This window comes from Billgrantia sp. Q4P2, from assembly GCF_052806135.1.
Genome location: NZ_JBRBAI010000002.1, coordinates 297,838 through 323,776, shown reverse-complemented (window position 1 = coordinate 323,776; position 25,939 = coordinate 297,838). Strand labels below are relative to the sequence as shown.

General features: G+C 65.2%; 26 protein-coding genes and 1 other RNA gene. 22 read left to right on the top strand and 5 right to left on the bottom strand.

Annotated elements, in window-relative coordinates; genetic code table 11:
* Positions 1–18: 18 nt before the first annotated feature.
* Positions 19–486, bottom strand: a complete 468-nt coding sequence (locus ACUY1T_RS04350) for a YhcB family protein (protein ID WP_446020494.1) — start codon at positions 484–486, stop codon at positions 19–21.
* Between the two features lie 209 nt (positions 487–695).
* On the opposite strand from ACUY1T_RS04350, the gene zapE reads away from it, so the two are divergent.
* The 8 genes from zapE to ACUY1T_RS04310 all read left to right on the top strand — a co-directional run bounded on the left by zapE (position 696) and on the right by ACUY1T_RS04310 (position 7,031).
* Positions 696–1,880 (top strand): cell division protein ZapE, encoded by a 1,185-nt coding sequence (zapE, locus tag ACUY1T_RS04345; RefSeq protein WP_446020493.1) that lies wholly within the window; start codon positions 696–698, stop codon positions 1,878–1,880.
* A gap of 168 nt (positions 1,881–2,048) precedes the next feature.
* Positions 2,049–2,477 (top strand): 50S ribosomal protein L13, encoded by a 429-nt coding sequence (gene rplM / locus ACUY1T_RS04340; protein WP_167111123.1) that lies wholly within the window; start codon positions 2,049–2,051, stop codon positions 2,475–2,477.
* 13 nt (positions 2,478–2,490) lie between these two features.
* Positions 2,491–2,880 carry a 30S ribosomal protein S9 gene (gene rpsI, locus ACUY1T_RS04335; RefSeq protein WP_434233670.1) on the top strand — a complete coding sequence of 130 codons (390 nt, stop codon included), beginning with the start codon at positions 2,491–2,493 and terminating at the stop codon, positions 2,878–2,880.
* A 213-nt stretch (positions 2,881–3,093) separates the two neighbouring features.
* A complete protein-coding gene (gene petA / locus ACUY1T_RS04330; protein ID WP_446020492.1) occupies positions 3,094–3,687 on the top strand; it encodes a ubiquinol-cytochrome c reductase iron-sulfur subunit in 594 nt (197 codons plus the stop codon).
* Positions 3,687–4,946, top strand: coding sequence for a cytochrome b (locus ACUY1T_RS04325; protein WP_446020491.1), 1,260 nt, complete (start codon positions 3,687–3,689; stop codon positions 4,944–4,946). The genes petA and ACUY1T_RS04325 overlap by 1 nt, the downstream gene beginning before the upstream one ends.
* Entirely contained in the window at positions 4,946–5,713 is a 768-nt protein-coding gene (locus ACUY1T_RS04320) for a cytochrome c1 (protein ID WP_446020490.1), read from the top strand. Before ACUY1T_RS04325 ends, ACUY1T_RS04320 begins: the two co-directional genes overlap by 1 nt.
* A gap of 153 nt (positions 5,714–5,866) precedes the next feature.
* Positions 5,867–6,493, top strand: a complete 627-nt coding sequence (sspA, locus tag ACUY1T_RS04315) for a stringent starvation protein SspA (RefSeq protein ID WP_434233300.1) — start codon at positions 5,867–5,869, stop codon at positions 6,491–6,493.
* A 49-nt stretch (positions 6,494–6,542) separates the two neighbouring features.
* Entirely contained in the window at positions 6,543–7,031 is a 489-nt protein-coding gene (locus tag ACUY1T_RS04310; protein WP_446020489.1) for a ClpXP protease specificity-enhancing factor, read from the top strand.
* A gap of 89 nt (positions 7,032–7,120) precedes the next feature.
* Here the strand turns inward: ACUY1T_RS04310 and ACUY1T_RS04305 are convergent, their stop codons facing one another.
* Genes ACUY1T_RS04305 through ACUY1T_RS04290 form a run of 4 tightly spaced genes read right to left on the bottom strand, consistent with a single transcriptional unit; the run spans position 7,121 to position 10,444 of the window.
* On the bottom strand, positions 7,121–7,699 hold the full coding sequence (locus ACUY1T_RS04305) for a BON domain-containing protein (protein ID WP_446020488.1): 579 nt from the start codon (positions 7,697–7,699) through the stop codon (positions 7,121–7,123).
* Between the two features lie 6 nt (positions 7,700–7,705).
* Positions 7,706–8,299, bottom strand: coding sequence for a phosphoheptose isomerase (locus tag ACUY1T_RS04300; protein WP_411795144.1), 594 nt, complete (start codon positions 8,297–8,299; stop codon positions 7,706–7,708).
* Between the two features lie 38 nt (positions 8,300–8,337).
* Positions 8,338–8,706, bottom strand: a complete 369-nt coding sequence (locus ACUY1T_RS04295; RefSeq protein ID WP_446020487.1) for a YraN family protein — start codon at positions 8,704–8,706, stop codon at positions 8,338–8,340.
* Positions 8,690–10,444, bottom strand: a complete 1,755-nt coding sequence (locus tag ACUY1T_RS04290; protein ID WP_446020486.1) for a penicillin-binding protein activator — start codon at positions 10,442–10,444, stop codon at positions 8,690–8,692. Before ACUY1T_RS04290 ends, ACUY1T_RS04295 begins: the two co-directional genes overlap by 17 nt.
* A 102-nt stretch (positions 10,445–10,546) precedes the next feature.
* Between ACUY1T_RS04290 and rsmI the strand changes: the two genes are divergently transcribed.
* From rsmI to ACUY1T_RS04220, 14 genes are all read left to right on the top strand, one after another.
* Positions 10,547–11,404 carry a 16S rRNA (cytidine(1402)-2'-O)-methyltransferase gene (gene rsmI, locus ACUY1T_RS04285; protein ID WP_446020485.1) on the top strand — a complete coding sequence of 286 codons (858 nt, stop codon included), beginning with the start codon at positions 10,547–10,549 and terminating at the stop codon, positions 11,402–11,404.
* Between the two features lie 53 nt (positions 11,405–11,457).
* Positions 11,458–11,822, top strand: an RNA gene (gene rnpB / locus ACUY1T_RS04280) — RNase P RNA component class A.
* Between the two features lie 65 nt (positions 11,823–11,887).
* Complete coding sequence (gene rsmH, locus ACUY1T_RS04275) at positions 11,888–12,844, top strand: 16S rRNA (cytosine(1402)-N(4))-methyltransferase RsmH (protein ID WP_446020484.1); 957 nt, start codon at positions 11,888–11,890, stop codon at positions 12,842–12,844.
* Positions 12,845–12,879: 35 nt separating this feature from the next.
* Positions 12,880–13,182: a cell division protein FtsL gene (ftsL, locus tag ACUY1T_RS04270; protein WP_446020483.1), complete on the top strand. Its 303-nt coding sequence runs from the start codon at positions 12,880–12,882 to the stop codon at positions 13,180–13,182.
* Positions 13,179–14,888 (top strand): peptidoglycan D,D-transpeptidase FtsI family protein, encoded by a 1,710-nt coding sequence (locus ACUY1T_RS04265; RefSeq protein WP_446020482.1) that lies wholly within the window; start codon positions 13,179–13,181, stop codon positions 14,886–14,888. The genes ftsL and ACUY1T_RS04265 overlap by 4 nt, the downstream gene beginning before the upstream one ends.
* A gap of 31 nt (positions 14,889–14,919) precedes the next feature.
* Complete coding sequence (locus tag ACUY1T_RS04260; protein WP_446020481.1) at positions 14,920–16,428, top strand: UDP-N-acetylmuramoyl-L-alanyl-D-glutamate--2,6-diaminopimelate ligase; 1,509 nt, start codon at positions 14,920–14,922, stop codon at positions 16,426–16,428.
* Positions 16,425–17,792 carry a UDP-N-acetylmuramoyl-tripeptide--D-alanyl-D-alanine ligase gene (locus tag ACUY1T_RS04255; protein ID WP_446020480.1) on the top strand — a complete coding sequence of 456 codons (1,368 nt, stop codon included), beginning with the start codon at positions 16,425–16,427 and terminating at the stop codon, positions 17,790–17,792. Before ACUY1T_RS04260 ends, ACUY1T_RS04255 begins: the two co-directional genes overlap by 4 nt.
* A 9-nt stretch (positions 17,793–17,801) precedes the next feature.
* Complete coding sequence (gene mraY, locus ACUY1T_RS04250; protein WP_446020479.1) at positions 17,802–18,884, top strand: phospho-N-acetylmuramoyl-pentapeptide-transferase; 1,083 nt, start codon at positions 17,802–17,804, stop codon at positions 18,882–18,884.
* Between the two features lie 38 nt (positions 18,885–18,922).
* The gene (gene murD, locus ACUY1T_RS04245; protein WP_446020478.1) at positions 18,923–20,302 is read left to right on the top strand and encodes a UDP-N-acetylmuramoyl-L-alanine--D-glutamate ligase; all 1,380 of its coding nucleotides are present in this window, start codon (positions 18,923–18,925) and stop codon (positions 20,300–20,302) included.
* Entirely contained in the window at positions 20,295–21,551 is a 1,257-nt protein-coding gene (gene ftsW, locus ACUY1T_RS04240; protein WP_446020477.1) for a putative lipid II flippase FtsW, read from the top strand. The genes murD and ftsW overlap by 8 nt, the downstream gene beginning before the upstream one ends.
* Positions 21,552–21,580: 29 nt before the next feature.
* The gene (gene murG / locus ACUY1T_RS04235) at positions 21,581–22,636 is read left to right on the top strand and encodes an undecaprenyldiphospho-muramoylpentapeptide beta-N-acetylglucosaminyltransferase (protein WP_446020753.1); all 1,056 of its coding nucleotides are present in this window, start codon (positions 21,581–21,583) and stop codon (positions 22,634–22,636) included.
* A 58-nt stretch (positions 22,637–22,694) separates the two neighbouring features.
* Positions 22,695–24,107 (top strand): UDP-N-acetylmuramate--L-alanine ligase, encoded by a 1,413-nt coding sequence (murC, locus tag ACUY1T_RS04230; RefSeq protein WP_446020751.1) that lies wholly within the window; start codon positions 22,695–22,697, stop codon positions 24,105–24,107.
* Entirely contained in the window at positions 24,104–25,033 is a 930-nt protein-coding gene (locus ACUY1T_RS04225) for a D-alanine--D-alanine ligase (RefSeq protein WP_446020476.1), read from the top strand. Before murC ends, ACUY1T_RS04225 begins: the two co-directional genes overlap by 4 nt.
* Entirely contained in the window at positions 25,030–25,752 is a 723-nt protein-coding gene (locus ACUY1T_RS04220; protein ID WP_446020475.1) for a cell division protein FtsQ/DivIB, read from the top strand. The genes ACUY1T_RS04225 and ACUY1T_RS04220 overlap by 4 nt, the downstream gene beginning before the upstream one ends.
* Positions 25,753–25,939 lie beyond the last annotated feature (187 nt).

The window sequence follows — 25,939 nt, the reverse complement described above, 5'->3', positions numbered from 1 at the left end:
CTTGCGGGACATGGGCGATCAGTAGCGCGGGGGTTGTGGGGCCTCGCTCTTGTCGTCGCTGGGCTTGAGGCCGAAATCCTCCGACAGGGTGCCGCCGGAACCATCGGCATAGTCACGCGGTGCCGGTATGTCGTCATCGTTGCCTGTCAGGGCCGGTCGGTCGGCCGTCGTGAGTTGCTCGGCCGACTTGAGCTGGCGGTTGCTGGGAGTATCGCAGTGCAGCGTACTGGCATCCTCGGTGAGGCGGTGCTCGAGGGTGCGCATTTCGCGCTGGATATTGCTCACCATCATGCCTACTTGGCTGAAATGTTCGTTCATGCCCTCCCGGAGCACGTTCAGCTCGCGCTCGCGCTCGGCAGCCTGGCGACGCAGTTCCTGCGTGCGGGTTGCCGATGCGCCGAGCATGCGATAGCCGATGGCGCCGATACCAAGGCCGGCCAGCAGGCTGACGATAGCCACGATCCAGTTCACATTGCCGTAATCCACGAAGTTCTCCTGATACAGATACACGCCGATGCCAGTGCCGTTTCCCGGTTCGAGTCATGGCTGGCCGGCCCATTATAGAAGCGTTGGCCGTCGGCGGGTCAACGATCGGTGGTAATGGGTGGCCCAGCCATTTTTCTGCGCGCAGCGCGTGGGATGCGTATAATGCGGGGCCTGCAACGATACGAGCCAAGATCAGCAAGGAATCTTCCATGTGCGCGACCGTGACGCCTGCGGGGTCCCACTCGGCCGATGCCGGCACACCGCTGGCGCGCTACCGGGCCGACCTCGAGCGCGACGACTTTCACTACGATCCTGCTCAGGAGCAGGCCGTTGAGCACCTGCAGCGTCTCTACGAGCAGCTCGTGGCCTCGCCCAGGACCGAGCCGCGAGCGGTGACCACGGGGCGCGGCCTCAAGTCCCGGGTGGCGGGGCTGTTCGGCAAGCGCGACAAGGGGGGCGAAGAGCCTGTCTTGCCTACGATCCAAGGGCTCTACTTCTGGGGCGGGGTGGGGCGTGGCAAGACCTATCTCGTCGATACCTTCCACGAGTCCCTGCCTTTTCCCGACAAGATGCGCACCCATTTTCATCGCTTCATGCAGCGTGTGCACAACGAGCTGGAGCATTACAAGGGCGAGAAGAACCCGCTGACGCTGGTTGCCGGCAAGTTCGCCGCCGAGGCGCGGGTCATTTGCTTCGACGAGTTTTTCGTCAAGGACATCACCGATGCGATGATCCTGGCCAACCTGCTCGAAGCGCTGTTCGAGCGCGGCGTGGTGCTGGTGGCCACCTCGAACATCGTGCCCGACGAACTGTACAAGGATGGCCTGCAGCGAGCCCGCTTCCTGCCGGCCATCGATCTGATCAAGCGCCACTGCCGCGTGGTCAACGTGGACTCGGGCGTCGACTATCGCCTGCGTGCCCTGGAGCGTGCCGAGATATTCCATGCGCCGCTGGACGATGCGGCGGAGCGGGAGCTGGTGCGTAGCTTTCGTGAAATCGCCAGGCACGATGGAGAGGTCGACGTGCCAATCGAGATCAATCACCGCGTGCTGCGAGCGCGGCGCCTGCATGACGACGTGGTGTGGTTCGAGTTCCGAGAACTGTGCGACGGGCCACGTAGCCAGAACGACTATATCGAGCTGGCCCGCGAGTTCCATACCGTGCTGGTCTCCAGCGTGACCCGGATGGGAGCGGCGACCGACGACCAGGCACGCCGCTTCATCAATATGGTCGATGAATTCTACGACCGCGGCGTCAAGCTGCTGATGTCGGCCGAGGCGCCGGCGGAGTCGCTCTATGCCGGCGGGCGTCTTGAATTCGAGTTCCAGCGTACCTTGTCGCGACTGCAGGAGATGCAGTCGCACGAGTATCTCGCCCTGCCGCACAAGCCATGAGGCAGGCTCGATAAGGCTTTAACCTGGGCGCGTAAATCATGTAGAATGCGCGCTTCTCGACCGTTGTCGCTGCTTCTGGGGGCGACAACCAAGAAAAATAGGGATGATCCCGATGCACGATGGTGCGCGGGGTCCAATACACTTGATTGATTTTGTGGTGATTTCTCCATGAAAACGTTCACAGCTAAGCCGCAGAGCGTGCAGCGCGACTGGTATGTCGTCGATGCGGCGGACAAGACGCTCGGTCGCCTGGCCACCGAAATCGCTCGTCGTCTGCGCGGCAAGCACAAGCCCGAGTTCACCCCTCACGTGGATACCGGCGACTACATCGTCGTGATCAACGCCGAGAAAGTGCAGGTTACCGGCAACAAGGCCAAGGCCAAGACCTACTACCGTCACACCGGTTACCCGGGTGGTCTTCGCTCGATGAATTTCGAGAAGATGATCGCGCACGCACCCGAGCGCGTGATCGAGTCCGCCGTGAAGGGCATGCTGCCCAAGGGACCGCTGGGGCGCGCCATGTACTCCAAGCTCAAGGTCTACGCCGGCGCCGAACATCCGCACGCCGCCCAGCAGCCGCAAGAATTGAACATCTGAGGGGATCATCACCATGGCACAGCAGTATTACGGTACCGGGCGCCGCAAGACTTCCACCGCTCGTGTTTTCCTCAAGCCGGGCACCGGCAAGATCACCGTCAACAACCGCGACCTGGATCAGTATTTCGGTCGTGTTACCGGCCGCATGGTGGTTCGCCAGCCGCTCGAATTGACTGAAACGACCGGTCAGTTCGACGTCTATGTCACCGTCAAGGGCGGCGGCGGTTCTGCTCAGGCGGGTGCCATTCGTCACGGCATCACTCGTGCACTGATGGAGTACAACGAGGACTTCCGTCCGACGCTTCGCGCCGCTGGCTACGTCACTCGTGACGCTCGTCAGGTGGAGCGCAAGAAGGTCGGTCTGCGCAAGGCGCGTCGTCGCCCGCAGTTCTCCAAGCGCTGATTTTCTGCTCAGTCGCTGGCAAAAACCCGGGCGTTTGCCCGGGTTTTTTGGTTTCTATTTCAAGAAATTGCAAAAATAATTCCACCTTGGTCAGGGCCGCCTCGGCTTGTGCGTAGCGGCTCGATTCCTTAAGATATGGCGGATTTGGTATCCGTGGCCGCGGAACTCATTCCGTGCGGGATCAACGGGTAAGCTGATGGGAGAAACCATAAAATGGCAGACAACGGCGTGAACAAAGGGCGGCGCCGTCTCCTCCTTGGTGCCACCACCGTCGTAGGAGCGGTGGGTGCCGTGGGAGTGGCGGTTCCCTTTGTGGCTTCCTGGCAGCCGAGTGCCAGGGCAAGGGCGGCGGGCGCGCCAGTGAGTGCAAATGTCTCGAAGCTCGAGCCAGGGCAGCGCATGACCGTCGAGTGGCGTGGACGGCCGGTCTGGGTCGTCAGGCGCACGCCCGATATGATCGAGCGCACCGAGAGCTTGGATCCTTCCCGTCTGGCCGACCCGGATTCCAGCGAGCCGCAGCAGCCGAGCTACGTGACCGGTCCGCTGCGCTCGGTGCGGCCCGAGTATTCGGTGCTGATCGGTATCTGCACGCACCTGGGCTGCTCGCCGCTGTTCCGCCCCGAGCCGGAAGACGTCGACATGACGGCCTGGCCCGGCGGTTACTTCTGTCCCTGTCACGGCTCCTATTTCGACCTGTCGGGCCGTGTCTTCCGCAATGTGCCGGCGCCGCTCAACCTCGAGGTGCCGCCGTACCGCTTTGATGGCGACGACGTGATCGTCGTTGGCGAAGATGAGGAGGCCGCCTGATGGGTAACCCGAATCGTGCCAAGGCTGAAAGCGGCATCATGCGCTGGGTGGATGACCGCTTTCCCGCCACACAGATGTGGCAGGACCACCTGTCCAAGTACTACGCGCCCAAGAACTTCAACTTCTGGTATTTCTTCGGCTCGCTGGCGCTGCTGGTGCTGGTCAACCAGATTCTCACCGGTGTCTGGCTCACCATGAGCTACAACCCCTCGGCCGAGGGTGCCTTTACCTCCGTCGAATACATCATGCGCGACGTGGAGTGGGGGTGGTTGATCCGCTACCTGCACTCCACCGGTGCCTCCGCCTTCTTCTTGGTGGTCTATCTGCACATGTTCCGCGCCCTGCTGTACGGATCCTACAAGGCGCCGCGCGAACTGGTGTGGATCTTCGGCATGGCCATCTATCTGCTGCTGATGGCCGAAGCCTTCATGGGCTACCTGCTGCCCTGGGGCCAGATGTCCTACTGGGGGGCTCAGGTCATCATCTCGCTGTTCTCGGCGATTCCGTTCGTCGGTCCTGACCTCGCCCAGTGGGTGCGCGGTGACTACCTGATTTCCGGCATCACCCTGAACCGCTTCTTCGCCCTGCACGTGGTGGCGCTGCCCATCGTGATCCTGGCGCTGGTGGTATTGCACCTGATCGCCCTGCACGAGGTCGGGTCCAACAATCCTGACGGTATCGATATCAAGGCCAAGAAGGACGAGACCGGCAAGCCGCTGGACGGCATTCCGTTCCACCCCTACTACACCGTCAAGGACGTGTTCGGTGTGGCGGTCTTCCTGTTCGTGTTCGCCGCGGTGGTGTTCTACTTCCCCGAGGGCGGCGGCTATTTCCTGGAGCGACCCAACTTCGAGCCGGCCAACCCGATGGTAACGCCGGATCACATCGCGCCAGTGTGGTACTTCACCCCCTTCTACGCCATCCTGCGGGCGATCACCTTCGACCTGTTCGGGCTCGACGCCAAGTTCCTTGGCGTGGTGTTCATGGGCGGTGCCATTGCCGTGCTGTTCGTGCTGCCCTGGCTCGATCGTAGCCCGGTCAACTCCATGCGCTACAAGGGTTGGCTATCCAAGGTGATGCTGGCGCTGTTCGCCATCAGCTTCGTGATCCTCGGGGTGCTTGGGGCACTGCCAGCCACGCCGATGCGTACCGCAGTGGCGCAGCTCTGCACCGTGGTCTATTTCGCCTTCTTCCTGCTGATGCCGTTCTACACCAGGATGGAGAAGACCAAACCGCTACCGGAAAGGGTGACTGGCTAATGAAAAAGCAACTGTTCGCACTGCTCTTCGCGCTGGTGCCCTTCACGGCGATGGCTGCGCCGGCGGCAGACGTGCCCTATTCGATGACACCGGATCTGCACGACGAGGAGTCGCTGCAGCGCGGCATGCAGCTTTTCGTCAACTACTGCATGGGATGTCACTCGCTGGAGCACCAGCGCTTCGCGCGGGCCGCCGAGGACTTCGGCATGCCGCAGGACCTGGTCGAGGAGAACCTGATCTTCTCCTCCAGCCTGGCCTTCAACGACCAGATGCGCATCGCCATGGATCATGGCGATGCCGCCAACTGGTTCGGCTCGGCGGCACCCGACCTGACCCTGCACGGACGCCTGCGTGGCCCCGATTGGATCTACTCCTACTTGCTGACCTTCTATCGCGACCCGAGTCGTCCCAATGGGGTCAACAACGAGGTCTTCCCCATGGTGGCCATGCCCAACGTGCTCGAGTCGCTGCAGGGCGTGCAGGAGAAGGTCTGCGCCGAGACGGATCGTCCCGTCGAAGGGGCTGAGCTCGATCCGCTGACCGGAAAGTACCAGTCCTGCGAGGTACTGCAGGTGACCCGGCCGGGGAGCATGGAGCCCGACGAGTTCGAGGAGGCGGTCTATGACCTGACCAACTTCCTGGCCTACGTGGGTGAGCCGTCCAAGCTGCAGGCCCAGGTGCTGGGGCCGAAGGTGCTGATCTTCATCTTCATCTTCGGTGTGCTGGCGTACCTGCTCAAGCGCGAGTACTGGCGCGACATCCACTGATTCGATCGAATCGGTCCGTTGTGCCGCAGGGGGCGTATGGCCATCATGCCATGCGCCCCCTGCGTATTGTTCCAAGTCCAAGAGTACATGCCACCCCCCGCAGCCGGGGGCGCGTGCTATCATGCTGGTTCGAATTGATGCGAGGATTGTTACATGGGTGTAGTGGCCAAGCGGTCGTCGATGATCTTCTACTCGGGAAGCGATGATCACTTCAGTCATCGCGTACGCATCGTACTCGCCGAAAAGGGCGTGGCGGTCGATATCGTCGAGGTCAATGGTGACCAGCGTCCCGAGGAACTCGCCGACCTGAACCCCTACAATAGCGTGCCGACTCTGGTCGATCGCGATCTGGCGCTCTACGAATCCAAGGTGATGATGGAGTACCTGGACGAGCGCTTTCCCCATCCGCCGCTATTGCCGGTATACCCTGTGGCGCGAGCCCAGAGCCGGCTGTGGATGCATCGCATCGAGCGTGAGTGGTGCCCCCTCGTCGAGCAGATCGAGAGCGGCGGCAAGAAGGAAGTGGAAAAGGCACGCAAGGAATTGCGTGAGAGCCTGGTCGGCATCTCGCCGATTTTCGAGGACGTGCCTTTCTTCATGAGCGAGGAGTTTTCGCTGGTGGACTGCTGCATCGCGCCGATACTGTGGCGCCTTCCGGTGCTGGGTATCGAGCTTCCGGAGAAGCAGGTCAAGCCGCTCGTTGCCTACATGGAGCGCTTGTTCGAGCGTGAATCCTTCGTGTCGTCATTGAGCGAGAACGAGCGCGAGATGCGTACCTGAACCTGGCGTCGGGCCTGCCCGACGCCAATAGACTGGAGGGCAGAACGCCATGTTGTCGAGCCGCCCCTATCTAGCCAGAGGCCTCTACGAGTGGCTCCTGGACAATGACCATACTCCCTACATCGTGGTCGATGCCGAGCAACCCGGCGTCAATGTGCCGCGCCAGTTCGTGCAGAATGGCCAGATCGTACTGAACGTGGGACCTACCGCCGTGCGGGACCTGCGCATCGAGAACGACGCCGTCAGTTTTCATGCCCGCTTTGGCGGGCAGCCCATGCAGGTCGTCGTGCCGATGCCGGCCCTGGTGGCCATCTATGCAAGAGAGAACGGGGTGGGCATGGTGTTCGGTCATGAGCCGACCATGCCGATGCCTCAGCGGGAAGAGGGGGCTGCGGCGGACAGGCCCGAGCTGAGTAGCGTCGACGTTGATGAAGGGCGGGATGACGATGGCGTGAAGCAAGAGCGCGACAAGAAGTCGTCCTCTGCCGGCAAGGTGTCGTCATCCAAAAAGCGGCCTTCGCTGCGGGTGATCAAGTAGCCGCTGGCTCATCGAGTCACCATGTAGGCGCTAACGCATAACGGCAGGTCAATGACCTGCCGTTATGCGTTTTGCGCTGAGATGCGCGTTCAGTCGAGATAGTCGAAAACCTTGACGATGCGCTGTATGCCGCCGATGTCGGCAACGGCGTTGACGATGCGATCGGCCTCGGCCCGCCTGACCATGCCCATGATGTAGACCGTGGCATTCTCGGTGACGAAGCGCAGGCGGCCGGTGTCGATGCTCTGGTCGGCTGCCAGGGTCGTGCGGATGCGAGTGTTTATCCAGGTATCGGAGAGACGCTGGCTTGCCGGCAGATTGGCGGCGACGGACAGTTCGTTATGCACGTCGCGGACGTTGCGAACCTCCAGTGCCACTTCGTTAGCCTTCTGCTTCAGCTCTTCACTGGGTACCTGGCCGGTGAGGAGCACGATACCGTTGTAACTGTCGACGTTGATGCGGGCATCGCCAAGACGTGCATCGCTACGTCGCAGGTTGTGGGCGATCTTGGTCTCGATACTTTCATCTTCCACCTGGGCACCAAGCGTGCGCCTGCCATAGTTTTCGTCGATGGTGCCGGGGTTGGCGACGCCGGTGACCGTGGTACAGCCGCCGAGGGCCAGAACCAGGGAGGCCAGAAGACAAGCGAACAGTCTGGTTGAGGTCATGTGGGGTTACTCGCTGCTGCCGAAGAGTTGTTCATCGATGAGGTCGCACAGGCAATGGATCACCAGTAGGTGAACTTCCTGAATGCGCGCCGTGGAAGTGGCCGGGACGCGTATTTCGCAGTCGTCCTGGCCAAGCAGGGAGGCCATGTCGCCGCCGTCACGGCCGGTCAGGGCGACGACGGCCATGTCGCGATCGTGGGCCGCCTGGATAGCCTGAATCACGTTGCCCGAGTTGCCGCTGGTGGAGATGGCCAGCAGGATGTCACCGGGCTGGCCGAGTGCCCTGATCTGCTTGGAGAAGACTTCGTTGTAGCTGTAGTCGTTGGCGATCGAGGTCAGCGTCGAGGTATCGGTGGTCAGCGCCAGGGCCGGCAGGCTGGGGCGTTCCCGTTCGAAGCGGTTGAGCAGCTCGGAGGAGAAGTGTTGGCTGTCGCCTGCACTGCCGCCATTGCCGCAGGCCAGTATCTTGCCTTCGTTGACCAGGCATTGAACCATCATTTGGCTGGCGACTTCGATGAAGGGAGGCAATACCTCACTGGCATAGGTCTTGGTGTCGATGCTGGCGTTGAAATGGCCGAGTATACGTTGCTGAAAATCCATTCTGTCGAATCCTGTCGCGGAACGAACGATAAGGCTGGTCAGAACGCTTCGAAGGCGCCCTGTACCCATTCGAAGTCGAGCGCGGGCGGGGTGCCGGTCACGGCCAGCACGTCGAAACGGCAGGGACATGATAGCCGGTTACGCGCCAGATAAAAACGCGCCGCATGGACCAGCCGGCGCTGCTTGGAGCCGGTAACCGTCTCCAGCGGATGGCCGTGACGCACGTCGGCGCGATGGCGAACCTCCACGAAGACCAGGGTTTCACCATCGCCCATCACCAGGTCCAGCTCACCGCCCTTGAACTGCTGGTTGCTGGCGATGAGCTTGAGGCCGCGTGCCGAGAGCCACTCGGCGGCGAGGCGCTCGATGCGTGCGCCGCGGGCGCGAGCGTCAGCGGAGCTGGCCATTGTCGAGGAGATCAAAGGTCAGGATGGGGCGTGGTACGCCGCGCTCGAAGCGTGCCCAGGGCAGCCGCCGCTCGATGCGACCGTCACGCCCTGACACCAGCAAGCCGGTGGCGCCGAACATCTCGCTCTCGGGAAGCAGTTGGAACTGCGGCAGCCGGCGAGCCAGCTCGTAGGCGTCGACGCCCATTGCCATCAGCCGGAAGGTGGAGGGATCTGCATCCTCGTGCAGCTCGCGAAAGCTGGCGAGGTAGGGTAGTGCTTCCACTCCGCCCACGGCGGCATCCGGGATCTGCCAGGGAATGTCGACGAAGCTGACCTCGTCGAGATCGTGGTCCAGCAGCGGTTGCGGGCGTCCTTCGTAGAGGTGTGAAGTCGCGTAGATGGGCAGGTTGGCAGCATCGTAGTAGTCGAGCGTTGGCGGTACCTGGCGCGCATAGCTGGGCAGGGCCAGCAGGAACAGCATGTCGGGGCGGCCGCCGCTGAGTACCCGACGAGTGCTCTCGGTGGCGGAGCCGCGGGGGTCGTAGGTGACAGTGTTGGTGATGATGCCGTCGCGGCTGCGCCACTCCTCCTCGAAGGCGCGGCCGACCCGGGCGCCCCACTCGTTGTTTGGTACCAGCAGGGCGCTGCGGCGATGGCCATCCTCGCGGGCGCGCCGGGCGACCTGGCGGGCTTCGTCCTCGGCCGACAGGCCGTACTGGAACAGTCCCCTGGCCTGGTTTGCCGGGCCGGCACCGTAGTTCAGGGCCAGTGTCGGGAGGGGAACGCTGTCGCGGGTCTCGAGTTCGCTGACCTGATCCTTGTCGAGCGGGCCAATGACCACCTGAGCGCCGATGTTGCGCGCTTCGCTATAGAGCGCGTCGAGGTTGCCGTGGCTGGCATCGAGGAACGAGAGCCGCACGCCGCCATTGCGCTCGGCGCTGTGCAGGTGATGGGTGCGGATGCCGGCGCGAATGGATTCGGCAACGCCGGACAAAGGGCCGCTATTGGGCAGGAAAACGGCGATATGACGCACTTCCTTGCCGCGCAGTTCACGCAGCGCCAGGAGTTCGGCGGGCACGCTGCGGGCTGCCGGGTGCTGAGGGTTGCGTTCGCGCCAGGACTCCAGGCGAGCGAACAGGCGCTCGATGTCACCGTCGCTTTCTCGCACCAGGCTGGCAAGTCCCAGCCAGCCGAGGGTGAGTTCGTCGGCTCCCTCGCGCAGGCTGGCCAGCTCGCTGCCCTCGAGTCGTGAAAGCGACGTCCAGATGGCGTCGTTGAGTGCTTCGCGGTCGGTGCGTGCCTGGACGTACATCAGCATCTCGGCTGCGGCACGATGCTCGTCGATCTGTGCCAGGGCGCGCCCCATGCGCTCGCGCAGGATCAGGCCAGCGTCGCGTGGCATATCGATTTCGCCTAGCAGTTGGCCGGCCTGGACCACGGCCCAGGGCTCCTCGAGTTCTTCACCGAGTTCCGACAGCAGCATGGCCCAATGCAAGCGGTACTCGGCAGGCAGCCGGGCATCGTCGATCTCACTGGCGATCTCCAGCGCCTGGGTGCGCTGGCCGCGTCGTGCTAGGATATCCGCCGCCTCGAGCCGGCTGAGTGCGGCCTGCTCGGGGGCTTGCTGCTCGGCTCGCTCGAGAAGCTGGCCGGGGTCGTCGTCGGGCACGCGCTCGACGATACCGGGAGGGGCGCAGCCGGCCATGAGGAGGGCGAAGAGCACGATGGCCAGCAGGCCGCGGGGCAATTTCAGCATGTATCCTTCCTTGTCTGCAGGCTCGGAGAGGCAAAGGCCTGTCTCTGGGCCCGACGATCAACCACATTCGGCCAAGCCCGACAGTCTCCCTGAGGAACCGCCATGTCTGACACTGATCTGGGCACATTGTACGTGGTCGCCACACCGATTGGGAATCTGGAGGACTTGAGCCCCAGGGCGGCCAGGCTATTGGGCGAGGTGGCACTGGTCGCCGCCGAAGATACCCGCCATACCTCTCGGCTGTTGCGTCACCTCGGCCTATCGGCCCCCATGCTCTCGCTGCACGAGCACAACGAGGCGGCCAGGGTCGAGCAGCTCGATGAGCGGCTGCGGCGTGGCGAGAGCATTGCCCTGGTCAGCGATGCCGGCACGCCATTGATCAGCGACCCGGGCTTCGTGCTGGTGCGCGAGCTGCGCATGCGCGGGCGCCGCATCGTGCCGGTACCGGGGGCCTGTGCCCTGGTGGCGGCGCTTTGCGCTGCAGGCCTGCCGACCGATCGCTTCCTGTTCCAGGGCTTTCTTCCGGCCAAGACGGGAGCGCGGCGCCAACGGCTCGAGGGGCTCGCGGCGAATCAGGAGACGCTGGTCTTCTACGAATCGCCACACCGAATACGCGACACCCTGGTGGACATCGCTGCGGTATTCGGCGAGCGGCGCCTGGTGCTGGCCAGGGAGCTGACCAAGTCCTTCGAGACGTTTCTCGACGGCAGCGCCGAGGCGCTGCTGGCGTGCATGGAGACCGACCCCGATCAGGCCCGTGGTGAGTTCGTGATCATGGTGGCTGGTGCCGAGGCACGGGAAAGCACCGATGCTGCCAGCCTGGAGGCCGATGCCGTGCTCGAGGCGCTGCTCGCCGAGGGTGTTGGGGTGAAGCAGGCCGCGGCGGTGGCGGCGCGACTGCTGGGCGGTGCCAAGAAGGTGTGGTATGGCCGGGCCCAGGCGCTGAAGGAAGCGCGCTGATCCGCTGCGGAAAGACATTGAGAGGCCTCGGGCGCGCTGGTATTCTTGCGCTCGGAGTCGGCCAGACAGTCGCCGCCGGCAGCGCTTGCGAGTGCTGCGGGGGGAGGAAAGTCCGGGCTCCATAGGGCAGGGTGCCAGGTAACGCCTGGGCGGCGCGAGCCGACGGAAAGTGCAGCAGAGAGCAGACCGCCTACGTCTCCCACGGGAGGCCGGCAAGGGTGAAAGGGTGCGGTAAGAGCGCACCGCGCGCCTGGTAACAGTGCGTGGCACGGTAAACCCCACCCGGAGCAAGACCAAATAGGAACCCAATGGCGTGGCCCGCGTCGGGTTCGGGTAGGTTGCTGGAGGGTCGCGGTGACGCGACTCCTAGATGAATGGCTGTCCTCGACAGAACCCGGCTTATCGGCCGACTCCCCCAAACATACCCTCCGCTACCGGCTGCGGCCGGTGCATTCATTCGAATTCGAGACATCAGGAAAGCGCATGCCGCCATCCGCAGCTGAACCGAGCCGACATGGCTTTCGTCATGCCAGCGTGCTGCTGGACGGGGCCGTGGATGCGCTCGTTCACGACGCTGGCGGCGTCTATCTGGACGGCACATTCGGGCGTGGTGGCCACTCGCGTGCCATCCTGGAACGGTTGAATCCTGAAGGGCGTTTGCTGGCCATCGATCGCGACCCCCAGGCCATTGCCGAGGCGCGTAGCCTGGTCGATCCGCGTTTTTCCATCGAGCAGAGCGAATTCGCCCAACTGGGCGAGATCGCTAGGCGCCATGGGCTGCATGGCCGCCTTGCCGGGGTGTTGCTGGACGTTGGCGTATCCTCGCCGCAGCTGGACGATCCCGAGCGGGGCTTCAGTTTCCTGCGCGACGGTCCTCTCGACATGCGTATGGACCCCAGCCAGGGCGAGAGTGCCGCCGATTGGCTGGCCCGGGCCCGCGAGGCCGATATCGCTCATGTCTTCAAGGCCTATGGCGAGGAGCGCTTCGCCAAGCGTCTGGCGCGAGCCATCGTGACCCGCCGCACCGAACGCCCTTTCCTGCGCACCGGCGACCTTGCCGAAGTGCTCAAGGTGGCTCACCCCGCCTGGGAGAAGGGCAAACACCCGGCGACACGCGCCTTCCAGGCCCTGCGCATCCACGTCAACGCTGAGCTGGAGCAGTTGGACAAGGCGCTGTCGGCAGCGCTGGAGGCCTTGGCGCCGGGCGGCCATCTGGTGGTGATAAGTTTCCACTCGCTGGAGGACCGCCGGGTCAAGCGCTTCATCCGTGAACATGTGCGCGGCGATACCGACTTGCCGCGGGGCGTGCCGGTGCGAGAGGAGCAGCTCGCCAAGCGTCTGGAGATGCTGGGCAAGGCGCAGCGGCCCACCCCGGCCGAGGTCGAGGCCAACCCGCGCGCGCGTAGCGCGGTGATGCGTGCGGCACGCAAGCTGACTTGAGGAACGGCATGGCGCAAGGACGGTTGTCTTCCCAAATGCTGCGCGCAGCCTGGCGTCCCGCCCGGCTGCCGAGCTGGCGTCTGCTGCTGGTTCTGGGTCTGTTGCTGGCTTGTCTGGCGAGTGCCACGGCAGTGATCAACGCCAGCCACCAGACCCGCACGCAGTATGTTCGGCTACAGCAGCTCGAGCGTGAGCGCGATCAGCTGCAGACGGAGTGGGGGCAGCTGCTGCTCGAAGAGAGCGCCTGGTCGTCGCCGGCGCGCATCGAACGCCTGGCCGTCGAGCGGCTCGACATGCGCCTGCCCCACGTCAACGAAGTCGAGGTCATCCGGCCATGAGTACCGATGTACGTGGCGGTGTGACGCCGCGTCGCCGACCGCCCATGGCGCCGATGGGCGGGCTGCGCTATGTGGTGGTGCTGGGCCTGGTGCTGGTAGCGATGCTACTGCTGGCCGGCCGCATCGTGACCTTGCATGTCGTCGACCGTCCTTTCCTCCAGGGGCAGGGTGATGCGCGTACCCTGCGCACCGAGTCGCTCACGGCCCATCGTGGCATGATCACCGACCGCAACGGTGAGCCGCTGGCCATTTCCACGCCGGTGGTGACCCTGTGGGCCAATCCACAGGAATTGCCGGAGGATCGTATCCAGCGGTTGATGCTGGCGCAGGCGCTGGGCATGGGCCTGGACGATCTCGACGCCCGGCTGGAGCGCTTCGCCGAACGCGAATTCATGTTCCTGCGGCGTCAGCTGACGCCCGTGGCCGCCCAGCGTGTACTCGATCTGCGGGTGCCGGGTGTCTACGCCCAGCACGAGTACAAGCGCTACTATCCGGCCGGCGAGGTGGTGGCCCAACTGCTGGGTGTGACGAACGTGGATGACACGGGTCAGGAGGGGGTGGAGCTGGCCTACCAACCCTACCTGGCCGGCACCCCGGGCCAGCGCCGGGTGATCAAGGACCGGCGCGGACGCCTGGTGCGTGACCTGGCGATTCTGCGCGAGGCGCAGCCGGGCGGTGAACTCACCCTGTCCATCGACCAGCGCCTGCAGTACATGGCGTATCGTGAGCTGAAGGCCGCGGTCGCCGAGCACGACGCCGACGGCGGCGTCGTGGTGATGATGGACGCCCGCACCGGCGAAGTGCTGGCCATGGCCAACCAGCCCTCCTACAACCCCAACAACCGCGCCGGTCTGGACCCGCGGGGCCTGCGCAACCAGGCAATCGTCGACGTCTTCGAACCGGGTTCGGTCATGAAGCCGCTGGCCATGGCGGCGATCATGGAGAGCGGGCGTTTCGACAGCGACGTGGTGGTCGACACATCGCCAGGCTGGATGCGCATCGACCGCTTCACCATTCGCGACATCCGCAACTACGGCAGGCTGGATCTGGCCGGTATCCTGGAAAAGTCGTCCAATATCGGTATGTCCAAGCTGGTACTGGAACTCGACGACCCGCTGGTCCCCGACCTCTACCGGCGGCTCGGCTTCGGCCAGAGCACCGAGACCGGCTTCCCCGGCGAAGCCGTAGGGCACATGCCGGCCCCGGTGCGCTGGTCGCGCAGCCAGTGGGCGGCGCTCTCGTATGGCTACGGCCTGTCGGTTTCCGCCCTGCAGCTGGCCAGCGCCTATACCGCGCTGGCCAACGGGGGGGTGCGCATGCCGCCTTCGCTGCTCAAGCTGGATGAGGCTCCGCAAGGAACGCCGACCATCGATCCGCAGGTGGCCCACGAGCTGCTGCGCATCATGGAGCAATCCGTCCAGCCTACCACCGGGGGGAGGCGCGCAGGGGTGCCGGGCTACCGAGTGGCCGGCAAGACCGGTACAGTACGCAAGACGTCGGTGCACGGTTACGAAGAGAATGCCTATCGCAGCCTGTTCGCCGGCATCGCTCCCGTCTCCGACCCGCGTATCGTCACCATCGTCATGATCGATCACCCCAGGGGCGGCGACTATTTCGGCGGTGCCGTGGCGGCGCCGGTGTTCTCGCGCGTCACGGGCAGCGCCCTGCGTCTGCTCGATGTGCCACCGGACCAGCGTGCCAGATGAACCCTGCCTTTCCTACGACAGAGGTGTGTCGATGCAGGTGAGTGCTTCTCGTCTCCAGGCGGCCTTGCGCCACTGCTGGCCCAGCCTGACGGAACCAGGCTTTACCGGCGATGCGTCGGTTCGCCTGGTGCTCGACAGCCGTCGGATCGCGCCGGGCGACGTCTTCGTGGCCGTCCCCGGGGTGGACGGCGACGGTCGTTCCTACCTGGCCGAGGCGCTCCAGGCGGGAGCCGTCCAGGTGCTCTACCACCTCGAGCCGGACGAGACGCTTCCCGACTCGGCGCAGGGCAGGCCGGTACTCGGTCTGCCGTTCCTGCGCCAGCGCCTGGGCGAACTGGGCCGCCTGCTGTTCGAGGTGCCCGATTCGATGGAGCTGATCGGTGTGACTGGGACCAACGGCAAGAGCTCCGTCACCCACTATATTGCTGAGCTGAGCGCGGCCCTGGGGCGTGATGCCGGACTCATCGGCACGCTGGGTGTTGGACGCCCGGGGCATCTCGAGGATGCCGGGCTGACGACACCTGGGCCGTTGGCGTTGCAGGAGGCTCTCGGTGAGATGGCGGCAAGTGGGATCGACCGAGTGGCCATGGAGGTTTCTTCCCATGCACTGGAGCAGGGGCGTCTCGATGGTTGCTTTGTCGCCGCGGCAGTGTTCACCAACCTGAGCCGCGACCATCTGGACTACCACGGCAGCATGGCGGCCTATGCTGCTGCCAAGGCGCGCCTGTTTCGCCGCTCCGAACTGGCGCTTGCGGTGGTCAACGCCGACGACCCCTTGGCCCGCCTGATGTTGGCTGGCCTGCCGAATGGCGTGCGTGTGCTGGCGGTCGGCGACGACCCGGCGGCAACCCTGCGAGTGATCGACTGGCAGCCCAGCCGCAACGGCCAGCTGGCCTTGGTGGCGACCCCACAGGGGGAGCGTTCGCTCGAGCTGCCGCTGATGGGCCGATTCAATCTCGACAATGTCCTGCTGGCCATCGCCAGCCTGCATGGCTTGGGTGAGCCGCTCGATGCACTGTTCGATGCGGCCCCGCGGCTGACCCCGGTGCCGGGGCGCATGCAGCGGATGGGACACGCGGGCGGGCCGGCCGTGATCGTCGACTATGCGCATACTCCGGAAGCGCTGGAGAATGCCCTGGGTGCGCTGCGTGAGCACCTGCCCGGGGATGGCCGACTGTGGTGCCTGTTCGGCTGCGGTGGCGATCGCGACAGCGGCAAGCGTCCGCTGATGGGGGCTGCCGCCGAGCGGTATGCCGACCGGCTGGTGATCACCGACGACAATCCCAGAAGTGAGGATCCGGTGCAGATACGCGAGCAGATTCTCAGCGGATTGTCAGCCGAGGCGCAGCAGCATGCCGAGACCATTTCCGGGCGAAGCGAAGCCATTGCCCGTACCCTGGAGGCAGCCGGGGACGAGGACGTGATACTGATCGCCGGCAAGGGCCATGAGCCGTATCAGGAGATCGCCGGCGTACGCCATGCCTTCAGCGACATCGCCGAAGCCGAAGCCGCCTTGGGGCGACGCAAGGAGGGGCAATGAGCGGATCCGGCCTGCAGACCCTGGCTGCCGTGGCCGAGGCGCTCGGCGTGGCGGCGCCCGATCGTGACCTCGAACTTGGCGACATCGTCAGCGACACGCGCCGATTGTCGCCCGGCAGCCTGTTCGTGGCGCTGCGCGGCGTGCGCTTCGATGCTCACGACTTTATCGCCCAGGCGCGCGAGGCGGGAGCCGTCGCGGCATTGGTCGAGCGACCTGTCGATGACCCGCTACCGCAACTGGTGGTGCCGGATACCCGCCTGGCGCTGGGGCTGCTCGGGCGCGCACGCCGCCGCGCCTGGGGTGGCCCGCTGGTGGCAGTGACGGGCAACAGCGGCAAGACCAGCGTCAAGGAGCTGCTGGCCCGGCTGCTCGCCCAGCGTGGCAAGACCCTGGCCACGCTGGGCAACCTCAACAACGATATTGGTGCGCCGCTCACGCTGCTTGGCCTTACCGGCGAACATCGTCAGGCGGTCATCGAGCTGGGAGCCAATCATCTCGGCGAGATCGCCTGGACCACGGGTCTGGCCGAGCCGCAGGTGGCCATCATCACCAACGTCACCGGTGCCCATGTCGGCGAGTTCGGCGGTATGGGCCAGATCGCTCAGGCCAAGGCCGAGATCCTCGCCGGCCTTGGCGCCGACGGGGTGGCGGTGCTCAATCGCGATGACGTCTATTTCCCGTTCTGGGCGCGGCTGGCCGCACCGCGGGAGGTATTGGACTTCGGTTTTGCCGAGGGGTGCCGTGTGCGGGCCACCGAGCTGGCCTGCGACGCTCTGGGGCGCTATGCTTTCACGCTTGTCGTGGATGGCCGTCGGGTTGGCCGGGTGCAACTGGCCCTGCTGGGGCGGCACAGCGTCGCCAACGCGCTGGCTGCCGCGGCGGGAGCATGCGCACTGGGGCTGGACGACGAACGTGTGCTGGCAGGACTGGCAGCAGCGGTACCGATGCCGGGGCGGCTGAGCCCGCTACAGGGCATCAGGGAGTGTCGCCTGCTGGACGACAGCTACAATGCCAATCCGGGGGCAGTCAAGGCGGCGCTTGCGCTGTTGACCGAGCTGCCCGGCCCCAGATGGTGCCTGCTGGGCGCCATGGGAGAACTGGGGGCGGATTCGGACCGGCTGCATGAAGAAGTCGGCCACTATGCACGGGAATTGGGGATCGACGTGCTGATGACCTGCGGGGGGCCGGCACTGGCCGCGAGCCAGGCTTTCGGCGACGGCGGGTATCATTTCAACGATCACGAGGCGCTGACGCGCCATGTCCTGACCCATCTACCCACCGGTGCCAGCGTGTTGATCAAGGGTTCGCGCAGCGCTGGCATGGAACGGGTTGTGGCGGCGCTACGAGCTGACGCATCAAGGTGAACGCAACACATGCTGCTTTTTCTGGCTAATTTCCTGGCGCAGTACCAGAGCGCCTTCAACGTTTTCAATTACCTGACCCTGCGCATGATCCTGGGCACCATGACGGCCCTGCTGCTGTGCCTGTGGTTGGGTCCATGGATGATCCGCCGCCTGGTCGAGCGACAGATCGGTCAGGCGGTACGCGACGACGGTCCGCAGTCGCACCTGTCCAAGGCCGGTACGCCGACCATGGGTGGGGCAATGATCCTGATGGCGATTGCCGTCAGCACGCTGCTGTGGGCCGACCTGGCCAATCGTTTCGTGTGGGTCGTGCTGGTGGTAACACTGGGTTTCGGGGCGATCGGTTGGGTCGACGATTACCGCAAGGTGGTCGAGAAGAACCCGCGCGGTCTGCCGGCGCGCTGGAAGTATTGCTGGCAGTCGGTGATTGGCCTGGGCACCGCCCTGATGCTCTACCTGACGGCAACGAGTGCGGTGGAAACCAGCCTGATCGTCCCGCTGTTCAAGGATATCGTGATCCCGCTGGGCGTGTTCTATGTGGTGCTCACTTACTTGGTGATCGTAGGCAGTTCCAATGCCGTGAACCTCACCGACGGTCTCGACGGGTTGGCCATCATGCCCACCGTCATGGTCGCGATGGGCCTGGCGATCTTCGCCTATGCCAGCGGCAATGCGGTATTCGCCAATTACCTGCAGATTCCCAACATCGTCGGTGCCGGCGAGTTGGCAGTGTTCTGCGCCACCATCGCCGGGGCCGGCCTCGGCTTCCTGTGGTTCAATACCTACCCGGCCCAGGTCTTCATGGGCGATGTCGGAGCCCTGGCGCTGGGGGCGGCGCTGGGCGTGGTCGCCGTCATCGTGCGCCAGGAGATCGTGCTGTTCATCATGGGCGGGATCTTCGTGATGGAGACCATTTCGGTGATCCTTCAGGTCGGCTCCTACAAGCTGACCGGGCGACGCATCTTCCGCATGGCGCCGCTGCATCACCATTATGAGCTCAAGGGCTGGCCGGAGCCGCGCGTCATCGTGCGCTTCTGGATCATCACCGTGGTACTGGTGCTGGTCGGCCTGGCCACGCTGAAGGTTCGCTGAGCCAGGTGGCGCCGATCCCACTGCGCGAGGAGGCTGCAATGCCCAAGGTGGCGAAGGGGGAGACACTGGTGGTCGGGCTTGGCATATCGGGCCGGGCCATCTGCCGGCATCTGGCCCGGGAGAAGGTGCCCTTCATGGTGGCCGATACCCGCGAGGCGCCGCCGGGGCTCGATGAATTCCGCGCCGCCCACCCCGGCGTGGCCCTGCATTGCGGAGCGCTCACGGCGCTCGACATGAGCGAAGCGGAAGAGATCGTGGTGAGCCCGGGCGTCGACCCGCACACCCCGGGCCTGGCCGAGATGCTGAAGCGTCGCCGCGACAGCGGGGAGCCGCTGGTGGTGGGGGAGATCGCCCTGTTCGTGCGTGCAGCGCGTGCGCCGATCGCCGCCATTACCGGGTCCAATGCCAAGTCCACCGTGACCACCTTGCTCGGCGACATGGCCGAAGCGGCCGGCAGGCGCGTGGCAGTCGGCGGCAATCTGGGCACGCCAGCTCTCGATCTATTGGCCGAAGTGCCCGAGGCGGAACTCTACGTGCTCGAACTCTCGAGCTTCCAGCTCGAGACCACGCCCTGCCTGGGTGCCGAAACCGCCGCCTTTCTCAATCTTTCCGAGGACCACCTCGACCGGCACGGCGACTTGACGGGGTATCGTGCTGCCAAGCTGGGGATCTTTCGCGGTGCCAGGCACGCCGTGGTCAACGCCGAGGACGCCATGACCTGGCCGCTCGAGCCACTCCCGATGATGGATCGCTTCACGACCCTGCCTCCCGAATCGGATGAGTGGGGCATTGCCAGGCAGGCCGGCCGCGACTGGCTGATGCATGGCGGCACTGCGCTGATCGCGACCGACGAGCTAGGGCTGGCGGGGCGGCACAACCAGGCCAATGCGCTGGCGGCCCTGGCCATGGGCAGCCATCTCGGCTTTCCGCTCGACGCCATGTGCGAGGTGCTGCGGCGTTTCAAGGGCCTGGCCCATCGCAGCGAACTGATCGCCGAACACGACGGCATCTGCTGGATCAATGATTCGAAGGGCACCAACGTCGGTGCGACGCTGGCCGCGATTGCAGGGCTTGGCCCTACGCTTCCGGGGCGGCTCGTGCTGCTGGCGGGCGGACTGGGCAAGGGAGCCGACTTTGCGCCGCTGGCCGAGCCCATGGCCCGCTATGGGCGCGAGGCGATCCTGTTCGGTACCGATGCCGCTCGTCTCGCAGCTGCCTTGCAAGACAGCGTGGCCGTGACCCGGGTCGCCGACCTCGAGACCGCCATGCGGCGAGCGCGGGAGATAGCCGAGCCGGGCGACTGTGTACTGCTCTCTCCGGCCTGTGCCAGCCTCGATCAGTTTCCCAACTACCTGGCCCGTGGCGAGGCGTTTCGGCAGTGGGTCCAGCGACTCGTCGAGGAGTGTGGGCATGGCTAAGACCAAAGCGCCTTCCGCGCGCAGGTTTGCCCGTTTGCGTCGGCTGCGCGAGGGGCTCTCGACCCGGGACCAACCGTTCGATGGCTGGCTGCTGCTCGCCGCGTTGGCACTGATTCTGATCGGCTGGGTCATGGTTACCTCGGCCTCCACCGAGGTGGCCGCCAGTCTTACCGGTAACCCGTGGTACTTCAGCCAGCGACATGCCCTGTTCGTCGCCATGGCGTTACTGGCGGCTGCCGCGACGCTGCGCTCCCCGCTAGCCTGGTGGCGCGCCAATGGACCGCTGCTGTTGCTGGTCAGCATCGCGCTGCTGTTGCTGGTGCTGCTGATCGGGCGCGAGGTCAACGGCAGCCGGCGCTGGCTGTCGATTCCGCTGTTGCCTTTCAATCTGCAGGTGTCGGAAGTCGCCAAGCTGTGCCTTATCGTCTACCTCGCCGGGTACCTGGAACGGTTCCTGCCCGAGGTACGCCGCAGCTGGGGCGCCTTCCTGCGCCCGCTGTTGGTCATGGGCGTCATCGCCGTGCTGCTGATCCTCGAGCCCGACTACGGTGCCGTAGTGGTCATGACCGGCTGCGTGATGGGCGTGCTGCTGATGGCGGGGGCCCCATGGGGGCGGTTCGTCTTCATCCTGGCGGCGGTCGGCCTGCTCGGTTTCTACGTGGCCATTGCAGAGCCCTACCGCCTGGCGCGCCTGACAAGCTTCTCCGATCCCTGGGCCGACCAGTTCGCCAGCGGTTACCAGTTGACCCAGGCCTTGATTGCCTTCGGGCGCGGGCATTGGCTGGGCATGGGGCTTGGCAACAGCGTGCAGAAACTCTTCTACCTGCCTGAAGCGCATACCGACTTCGTCTTCGCCGTACTGGCTGAAGAGCTTGGCCTGTTCGGTGCCATCGGCGTGGTGGGCTTGTTCGCGCTGTTGATCTGGCGGGCGATGGCGGTAGGGCGGCGTGCCGAGCTGGCGGGGCTGGCCTTTGCCGCCTATATCAGCTATGGCATCGCCATGGTGATCGGCGCCCAGGCCTTCATCAACATCGCCGTGAGTACCGGCATGCTGCCGACCAAGGGGTTGACCCTGCCACTGCTCAGTTATGGCGGTTCCAGCCTGCTGGTAAGTGCGGCGATGGTGGGGCTGCTGCTGCGTGCGGACATCGATACTCGCCGGTCGCTGCGGCGTGCCACCCCGACCGCACCGCGTGAGGTCTCGGAGCGCCGCGAACCGCGCATCAACGGACAAGGAGTCGTGAAGTGACGCAGGCCAGGACACCGCGGGTGCTGATCATGGCAGGAGGCACGGGTGGGCACGTGATCCCGGCGCTGTCGCTGGCTCATGGACTACAGGCCGAAGCGCTGGAAGTGCACTGGCTGGGCAGCCCGCGGGGCATCGAGAACCACCTGGTACCGGCGGCCGGATTGCCTCTTCACCGCATTTCGGTGGCCGGCCTGCGTGGTAACGGCCTGGCCGGCTGGCTCAAGGCGCCGTTCAACCTCACGCGTGCCGTGTGGCAGGCGGCGCGCATCATTCGCCAATTGGATCCGGTGCTGGTGGTGGGGCTCGGTGGTTTCGCCAGCGGTCCTGGCGGCCTGGCAGCCTGGCTCTTGCGCCGGCCGCTGGTGATCCACGAGCAGAACGCCGTAGCGGGCTTGACCAATCGTGCCCTGGCCCGGCTGGCCCGACGCGTCTATGCCGCCTTTCCGCAGGCATTCGGCGCGCGTGGAGAAGTGGTCGGCAACCCGGTACGCGACGAGATTGCCGCCCTGGGTGAGTCGCCGCGCGAGGCCGCGGCGATGCGTGAGCGGCGCTTGAGGCTACTGGTGGTGGGTGGCTCGCTGGGAGCACTGCCGCTCAATCAGCGCCTGCCCGAGGCGCTGGCGTCGCTGCCCGAGGCGAGCCGTCCCGAGGTGCGTCACCAGGCCGGCCGCGACAAGGACACGGTCACCCGCGAGACCTATGCGGCACAGGGTGTCGCAGCCGAGGTGAGCGCCTTCATCGACGACATGGCGGCGGCCTACGATTGGGCCGACCTGGTGGTGTGCCGGGCCGGGGCATTGACCGTTTCCGAAGTGGCTGCCGCAGCCAAGCCGGCGCTGTTCGTGCCCTTGCCCCATGCAGTCGACGACCACCAGACCGCCAATGCCCGCGCTCTGGTGGCAGCGAACGCGGCCCAACTGATGCCGCAACAAGACATGACCGCGGCGACGCTGGCCGAGAGCCTGGCGACGCTGCTCGACCCCGACACTCTTGCCACCATGGCCCGGCAGGCGCGCCGCTGTGCGCACCTCGATGCCGTCGAACGCCTGGTGGCCGGTTGCAAGGAGACAGCACTTGAGCGATAGCACCTTGAGGCCGGTTCCCGGTCAGGCAGCGCTGCCCCGCCACGGGCGGGGCCTGGGCATGCGCCGTATTCGGCACATCCACTTCGTGGGTATCGGCGGTGCCGGCATGTGCGGTATCGCCGAAGTTCTCGCCAACCAGGGTTATCAGGTCAGCGGCAGCGACCTGAAGGCCTCGCCGGTGGTGACCCGGTTGCGTGAACACGGCATTCGCGTGACCATCGGCCATGCCGAGGACAACGTGGCGGGTGCCGACGTGGTGGTAGTCTCCACCGCCGTGGACCCCGCCAACCCCGAGATCCGCTGGGCCCACGAGCACCGTGTGCCAGTGGTGCGCCGTGCCGAAATGCTTGCCGAGCTGATGCGCTTTCGCCACGGCATCGCGGTGGCCGGCACTCACGGCAAGACCACCACCACCAGCCTGACGGCCACGCTGCTGGCCGAAGGTGGGCTTGACCCGACCTTCGTCATCGGTGGCAAGCTGACCAGCGCCGGGACCAACGCCCGACTGGGCGAGGGCGACTACCTCGTCGCCGAGGCCGACGAGTCCGACGCCTCGTTCCTCCACCTGCAGCCAATGGTGTCCATCGTCACCAACATCGACGCCGATCATATGAGCACCTACGGCGGTGATTTCGAACGGCTCAAGGGCACCTTCATCGAATTCCTGCACAACCTGCCCTTTTACGGGCTGGCCATCCTGTGCATCGATGACGAGCACGTACGTGGCCTGCTCGATCGCATCCATCGCCAGTTCGTCACCTACGGCTTCAGCGAGGATGCCGACTATCGGATTGCCGATTTCACCCAGCAGGCCGGCGAGGTTCACTTCACCGCCCTGCGCCCCGACGGTCTGGCACCATTGGAGGTGCGCCTGGGCATGCCGGGGCGGCACAATGCGCTCAACGCTCTGGCGGCGATCGCCGTGGCAACCGACGCCGGCGTCGACGATGCCGCCATCCTGCGTGGCCTGGCGGGCTTCGCCGGTGTGGGTCGCCGTTTCCAGGTGCATGGCCACTTCGCGCCGCCTGGCGGCAGCGGCGAGGTCATGCTGGTGGACGATTATGGGCATCATCCGCGTGAAGTGGAGATGGTGATCAAGGCGGTGCGGGCTGGCTGGTCCAGCAGGCGACTGGTGATGATCTACCAGCCGCACCGCTACACCCGCACCCGCGACCTTTACGAGGATTTCGTGCGCGTGCTTGCCGGGGTCGACGTGCTGCTGCTGCTCGACGTATACAGTGCGGGAGAGACCCCGATTCCCGGTGCCGATGGCAAGACCCTGGCGGGCTCCATCCGTCAGCGCGGCACTCTCGATCCGATTTTCGTACAGCACAAGTCCGAGCTGCCGGCGCTGCTGGCCAAGGTGTTGCGTGCCGACGACATCCTGATCACCCAGGGGGCAGGGGACGTGGGCGGTATCGCGCTTGGGCTGGCCGAGAGCCGTTTGATTCTCGATGAGGTGGAGCTATGACGCAGACGAGCGAATTTGGGCGGGTCGTAGTGCTGTATGGTGGCAATTCCGCTGAGCGCGAGGTTTCCCTCCGAAGCGGAGCGGCGGTACTGGCGGCGCTCGAACGCAGGGGCGTCGACGTGATCGGCTACGATCCGGCCGGCGATGGTCTGGTCGGTCTCGAGGCGCTCGCTCCCGACCGCGTCTTCATCGCCCTGCATGGCCGCGGAGGGGAGGACGGGACCCTGCAGGGGGCCCTCGAACTGCTGGGCATTCCTTATACGGGCAGCGGCGTGCTGGCCTCTGCGCTGGGCATGGACAAGCAACGCACCAAGCTCGTGTGGCAGGCGCTGGGGCTGCCGACCCCGGAATCGCTGATGCTGACGGAAGACGCCGACTGGGATGGCATCGTCGCTCGGCTGGGGCTGCCGCTGATCGTCAAGCCGGTGCACGAGGGTTCTACCCTGGGCATCAGCATCGTCGAGAGCAGGGAAGCCTTGAGGTCGGCCTATCGGGAAGCGGCGCGCTTTGACGCGCGGATCATGGCCGAGCGCTTCATCCACGGCGAGGAGTACACGGTGTCGCTGCTGGGCGAGCGCGTGCTGCCGGCCATACGCGTCGAGGTGCCTAGCGGCTTCTACGACTACCAAGCCAAGTACAACTCCAACGATACGCGCTACCACCTGCCGTGTGGCCTGGACGCCGAGCAGGAGGCGGCGCTGGGTGAGCTGTGCCGCCAGGCCTTCGAAGCCGTTGGCGGTGAAGGCTGGGGGCGCGTCGACGTGATGCGTGACGGCGAAGGGCGCTTCTGGTTGATCGAGGTCAACACCGCGCCAGGGATGACCGACCACAGCCTGGTGCCCCAGGCGGCTGCCCATACCGGCATCGATTTCGATGAGCTGGTGCTGCGCATCCTCGGCACCACGCTGGAGCCGCGCCAGGCATGAGCACCCGTGGCTCGACGCTGGGCATATTGCTGCTGCTGATCCTGTTGGGGGCTGGCGGTCGCGCTCTGTGGACCTGGCTCGATCGACCCATCGAGCGAGTGTCGATCCGCGGCGAGTTGCATCACGTCAGCGCCGACTACCTGCGCTCGCAGCTGGCTCCCCTGCTGCAGGGCCAGACCTGGCTGTCGGCCGATCTCCCAGCGCTGCGCCGGCGCGCACGTAACATCAACTGGCTGGCCGAGGTCCGGGTGGCCCGGGAGTGGCCCTATGCCCTGGCCTTCGAGCTGGTCGAGCAGGTACCGGTGGCGCGCTGGAACGACGACTACCTGCTCAACCCTGACGGCGAGCCGTTTGCCTTTGCCCCGGTGGAGCCGCCCGATGGCTTACCGGACCTGGCCGGGCCGGTTGGTAGCGGTGCCGAGGTTCTGGCTTACCACGACCGGCTGGCTCCTCGCTTCGAAGCGCTGGGGCTGGCCATCACCCAGCTGCGACTGGAGCCTCGTGGCGCCTGGCGCTTTCAGCTCGACGATGGCGTGTGGGTGATGCTGGGGCGCAGCGATCGTGAAGCGCGGCTGGCCAGGCTGGCTGCCGCATGGCAGCGACAGTTGGGCCCGCAAGCGGCGCACATTCGCTACATCGACCTGCGCTATCCCAACGGTGTGGCCGTGGCCTGGCATGGCGAAACCGACATCGTGGAGGAGGATGACGGTACGGGTTGAAACCTTTCGTCACGTACAGACGTCATCTTGCAGCCATTGCGCTATTTTCTTTGTCCTCAATAACCCGTATCGTGAACCAGGTTTTTCGTAATGGACTGGTGGTTTAACGCAAGTTGTTTCTATAATGGGCGCAATGGCCATTTATCAGAATAATGGGATTCCCAGCAGGTCTAGTTTCAGGAGACAC